This window comes from Chamaesiphon sp. OTE_75_metabat_556 (genome assembly GCF_031378165.1).
In the GTDB taxonomy this organism is placed as follows: domain Bacteria; phylum Cyanobacteriota; class Cyanobacteriia; order Cyanobacteriales; family Chamaesiphonaceae; genus Chamaesiphon.
Genome location: NZ_JANNDR010000526.1, coordinates 1 through 4,802 on the forward strand (window position 1 = coordinate 1; position 4,802 = coordinate 4,802).

Annotated in this window: 6 protein-coding genes; 1 reads left to right on the forward strand and 5 read right to left on the reverse strand. The window is 47.7% G+C overall.

Annotation, left to right across the window (positions count from 1 at the left end; all coding sequences use genetic code 11):
- On the forward strand, positions 1-1,012 hold a 1,012-nt coding region (locus RMO27_RS20870; RefSeq protein ID WP_309736196.1), incomplete at its 5' end, for a peptidase domain-containing ABC transporter.
- A gap of 83 nt (positions 1,013-1,095) precedes the next feature.
- Here the strand turns inward: RMO27_RS20870 and RMO27_RS20875 are convergent.
- From RMO27_RS20875 to RMO27_RS20895, 5 genes are all read right to left on the reverse strand, one after another.
- On the reverse strand, positions 1,096-1,449 hold the full coding sequence (locus tag RMO27_RS20875) for a hypothetical protein (protein ID WP_309736198.1): 354 nt from the start codon (positions 1,447-1,449) through the stop codon (positions 1,096-1,098).
- A 37-nt stretch (positions 1,450-1,486) separates the two neighbouring features.
- Positions 1,487-1,903, reverse strand: a complete 417-nt coding sequence (locus RMO27_RS20880) for a DUF4351 domain-containing protein (protein WP_309736199.1) — start codon at positions 1,901-1,903, stop codon at positions 1,487-1,489.
- Positions 1,878-2,438, reverse strand: a complete 561-nt coding sequence (locus RMO27_RS20885) for a hypothetical protein (RefSeq protein ID WP_309736201.1) — start codon at positions 2,436-2,438, stop codon at positions 1,878-1,880. The genes RMO27_RS20880 and RMO27_RS20885 overlap by 26 nt, the downstream gene beginning before the upstream one ends.
- A gap of 78 nt (positions 2,439-2,516) precedes the next feature.
- Entirely contained in the window at positions 2,517-4,280 is a 1,764-nt protein-coding gene (gene mutL / locus RMO27_RS20890) for a DNA mismatch repair endonuclease MutL (protein WP_309736203.1), read from the reverse strand.
- A gap of 241 nt (positions 4,281-4,521) precedes the next feature.
- Positions 4,522-4,659 carry a hypothetical protein gene (locus tag RMO27_RS20895; RefSeq protein ID WP_309736204.1) on the reverse strand — a complete coding sequence of 46 codons (138 nt, stop codon included), beginning with the start codon at positions 4,657-4,659 and terminating at the stop codon, positions 4,522-4,524.
- Between the last annotated feature and the right edge of the window lie 143 nt (positions 4,660-4,802).

Consider the following 4,802-nt stretch of genomic DNA (forward strand, 5'->3'; position numbering starts at 1 on the left):
CACGGCCAATGCTGCTACCACCTTTCTCAATCAGATTTCCAGTCTGTTGGTGCTGTGGGTGGGGGCTTATTTAGTCCTCGATGGCAAACTCACCTTAGGGCAACTGATCGCCTTTCGGATTATTTCCGGCTATGTCACTAGCCCGCTATTGCGGTTGACGCAATTGTGGCAAAACTTCCAGGAGACGGCCATTTCCCTCGAACGGATCGCCGATATTCTGGATACACCGATGGAATCCACCGAAATCGATCGGGGTAATATCCCGATGCCAACGATTCGCGGCAAGGTCAAATTCGATAACGTTTCCTTCCGGTTTGCACCCACTGGCGCGCTCAATTTAGATGGTGTCAGTCTAGAATTCGAGGCGGGTAAATTTATCGGGGTTGTCGGTCAAAGTGGCTCTGGGAAAAGTACGTTGATGAAGTTATTACCCCGCTTGTATCCGCTCGAATCCGGTCGGATCTCGATCGATGATTATGATATCGCCAAGGTCGAACTCTATTCCCTGCGCCAGCAAATCGGGATCGTCCCGCAAGATACGCTGTTATTTGAAGGGAGTGTTCAGGAAAATATCGCCCTCAATTATCCCGATGCCACTACCGACCAGATTATTCAGGCGGCCAAAATTGCCTACGCTCATGACTTTATCATGGAGCTACCGAATGGATATAACTCGCAAGTGGGCGAACGCGGTGCCAGCTTGTCGGGCGGACAACGCCAACGGATTGCGATCGCGCGGACGATCCTCCAAAACCCCCGCTTATTAATCTTGGATGAGGCAACTAGTGCCCTCGATTATGAATCGGAACGGCAAGTCTGTACGAATATCGCCGCTGCGTTAGCAGACAGAACGGTGTTCTTTATCACCCATCGCCTGACTACCATCCGCAATGCCGATACGATCTTGATGATGGATCGCGGCGTTGTCGCCGAGCAGGGGACACATGAGGAACTGATGGCTCTCAAAGGTCGCTATTACTGCTTGTATCAACAACAAGACTCTCAAATTTAATGCGATCGATCGATGAGAATTGATGCTGAGCAGACTGCGACTCCAGAGCAGCTCAGTTCGTCTAATTTTCATTGAGAAATCTACTAAGGATCTTTTATATTCAAAATCTGAAATTCTTCTTCTGTGAATTCATAGGATGATTTATCAATTGTCTCATCATAGAACCACCCAATTGTAACAACTGAATTACAACTTATTTTACTGGCAATTAATTCGGAAATTCCATTGTGGACGAATATACAGTTGCCAACTAGATCTTCGTATGACATTCCATGACTTTTCAAAAACCTATTGAATGTAGCACAAATTATTTTAACGGTTTTGTTGTTATTAGAATACAAGGATAGGTTTTTAAATTCCCATGTTGGAGTGGCGAAGCCTAATCTTTCAGTTCTTTTTAATGTCTCTTGAAATTCTTTTTGGTATGAGTAATTCATAAATAAGTCTCAATTTTCATCAATAATATTTATTCAGTTACCCCAACCAATTCTCTAAATCACCTACCGACTGAAAATCCAACAAATCCTCACCGAGAGCTTCCAATCGATCGAGACTCAACTCACTTACTTTTGTAGTCAATTCCGGCGATAAACCACCCAACTTCCGAGTAAGCATCTTGAGAACTAATATTCTCCCTTCGCTTGTTCGTCCCTGTTCGATTCCCTGTTCGATTCCCTGTTGCAGACCCTTTTGGGTGATTTTCTCGATCTGTTCTAGATAAATTGCAGAAGTTTTCAAACTCATTAGTAACTCCGGTTCGCGATTATTTTGATTTTGTCTTGCATCTAGCACTACCATCAAATCTGAAAGTAGTTTTAGGGCATTTTGGCGGTAGGGACTATTTGCGTCGAGTCGTTGGCGTAGCCTACCGGAGGTAATTAATTTCGTCAACGGCTCGTTGTTGCACCTTATGCTTACCCAGTATTCTCAACCACAGAGTATCGGGTGTCTCTGGTAATTGGTGAATCACCACAATTCCGGTCTTTTGTCCGGGCGGGAATAAATAAACGCCACCACCCCAGCCCTCTACATCAGTTATAGCACCAAAACTCTCTAAAGTAGCTGCGGCTAATGTGGGTGTGAGAATCCACAGCATTGGTAATAGAGAATCATCTTGCTTGCGCTGTTGTTGGCGTTTGGATTGGCGGTTGAGTTCGGAGTGGAGATCGAATAGTTTCGCTTCGCAACTGCGAATCTCATCGGCACTGACTGGATTGCGAAACGGCTCAAATGCCGCTCCTGTTGCGGCTAATTTGCTCAGTAATCCTAAACTGGGAAGATTGGAAACTTCTGAATGCGGGAAAAAACAAACATCAATTTCTCGGACTTCACCACTAATTTTGCGATCGGTTTCCACTTTCCCAAATGGGGAGAGCAAACTTTCGAGTAAATCTTTGGCAAACTGGTCGTGGGGAAATTGAGACATATAGCGATCGAGTTACCTGTGTAATTTTAACCCTGCTATGTAACAGCAAGATCGGGAAATTGTCGATCGATAGATGTCCTAAATCCCGTGACTTTTACCAATTACCCAATGACGGCGAAACGATCTCGCCAGACTGCTTTCTTTAAATGACAGATAAATCGGTCGTCCATGGGGACAGGTGCGGGGATTGCGGGTGCGTTGCCAGCGATCGAGTAAACTTTGCATCTCTGGTAGACTCAGGGATGTCCCATTCCGAATCGCACAGCGACAGGCTACAGCCACTTGAGCGGCTTGTAAGTCTCCGCCTAAGCTGAGTTCGGTAATTGCCGCTGCGAGATCTTCCCGCATCAGTAGGGGCGCGGGAGCCGTCCGAATCGCCCATAAGCCTTCACCAAAAGGGTCGATCGTAATGCCGATTTGCTGTAATTGGGCTATTTGCCGCTCTGACAGGTGCGAGAGAATTATTGGCGGTTCGAGTGGTAAAAGCTGCCAAGCAGTGCTTATTTGCTCGTATAACACCCGCTCGTGAGCGATATGTTGCTCTACTAGCCACAGTCCATCGGCATGTTCGGCAATGATATAGGTATTGAGTACTTGTCCGACAGCGCGGAGTTCGAGCAAGCCCAAACCATCGCCATCATTAATAATTGCCCGTTGGGGGATATGGTAGGCTCCTTGCTGCTCGGCGACTGCGAGTAGTTTACCGATGCGGCTGGTGTGAGTATCATCATCGATCGATTCCGGCTCAAGATTTAAGGCACGATCGATCGCTTGGGATACTTGCGCTTGCCAGTATTCTACCTGCTGGAGATAGATTTCCACTTTGGCGGGATGGCGATTCCAGTCGATGTAGTGAGGGGGAATCTGAAGATGTAAAAAGCAGACGGGATAACGATCGCGTGGCAATGTTCGTGCCAAGCTACTGACGATCGTTTGCTCCAATTCTGGTGCTCTGACAATCCGACCGTTAACCGCAACCTTTACCCAGTCTAGCCGATGGCGATGACACCGATCGGGCAATCCCAAAGTCAACTGAATTCGCGACGCTATTTCTGGTACGGGGCTACATTCTGGTGCCAACATCGTGCGATACGTTTGACGATCTGCTAATGCTGTTTGTAATCCTAGTTCGAGACGTTCTGTGGTGCGACCGAGGGGACAGACGCTCATCTCCACATGTTGAAGATCGTCCACCCGCACTTTCGGCAACAATTGAGGGATAATTTGCTGGGTAGTTTTAGAGCCAATAATTTGAAACCAGGGACGATGCTGCTGTTCTACCAGCCAACTAATCTGGGGATGACAGAGCGATAGATGGTGAATTACCGTCTGTACTTGGCGCAGTTGACAATTGAGATTGGGTAAACCTTCCCGTCTAGCTTCCCAGTCCCCAAATAGATCTTCGACATCGATTGCCGTACCGGGGGCGATCGCAACTTCTTGCTGTCGCATGACTTCACCCTGATGGTTGTAGACTAGATGCCAACCGTCGCTACTATGGCGGGGACGGCTGTAGATTTCCAGATTGGCAAGTTGAGCCAGACTATGCAGCGCCTCGCCCCGAAAGCCTAAACTAGTAATATGAAAAAGATCGTCGCGATCGTCAATTTTGCTCGTACTATGGGCGGTTGCTGCCTGTTGGAGATCGGCTAGTTCGATCCCAATCCCATTATCAGCGACCCGAATCCGCCAGCGATCGGGAAATAACGAAACAGTAATTCTCGTTGCGCCAGCATCGATCGCATTCTCACACAGTTCCCGCACCACCGCGCTCAGAGAATCAATAACTTCCCCAGCAGCAATGAGGTGAATAACATCGATCGGTAGTGTATGAATCGGCATTTAACAGCGTTTCAGGCTTTACTGGCAAATAATGGTAGGGGTAATTCATGAAGCGACGCTCGTTCTGGAGGTTTCCTCCAGGTCGAGAGCGTCAAGACAGCGGCTCGCGCTCGTCGGGAAACCCGACGGTTTAGCGAGACAAGAAATTACCCCTACCATTCGGGTTGGGTGTGTCGTCCATTTTAGCGGACAAAATTATTTTGTTTTTGAATGCTGTAAACTCGATCGCCGATAAATGCCTTTATACCGCGTAGGCGTGTCGCAATGCCCAGATGACAAGGACGACAATCCCACCTAATACCAACGTCGAAGAGATGGCGATGGCTGCTGGCGTATCTGCCCCTTTGAATTTCATGATGCCGCGATCGAGATCTGACATAGCTACTAAGTTAGAAAGAATAGTGTCCCCATACTAGTATACCCAAAATTGCTCATCGCCGCCTGTTCGCGCAGCGTACGGTCGGTCAGCGACCGATGCTAAGATACGATAATTCGAGCGATTACCTGTAAATTCTCTCGTGC

Excerpts from the sequence above, each read along its gene's own strand:
- RMO27_RS20875 (WP_309736198.1), bottom strand. The coding sequence starts at position 1,449 with ATGAATTACTCATACCAAAAAGAATTTCAAGAGACATTAAAAAGAACT.
- RMO27_RS20885 (WP_309736201.1), bottom strand. The coding sequence starts at position 2,438 with ATGTCTCAATTTCCCCACGACCAGTTTGCCAAAGATTTACTCGAAAGT.
- mutL (WP_309736203.1), bottom strand. The coding sequence starts at position 4,280 with ATGCCGATTCATACACTACCGATCGATGTTATTCACCTCATTGCTGCT.
- RMO27_RS20895 (WP_309736204.1), bottom strand. The coding sequence starts at position 4,659 with ATGTCAGATCTCGATCGCGGCATCATGAAATTCAAAGGGGCAGATACG.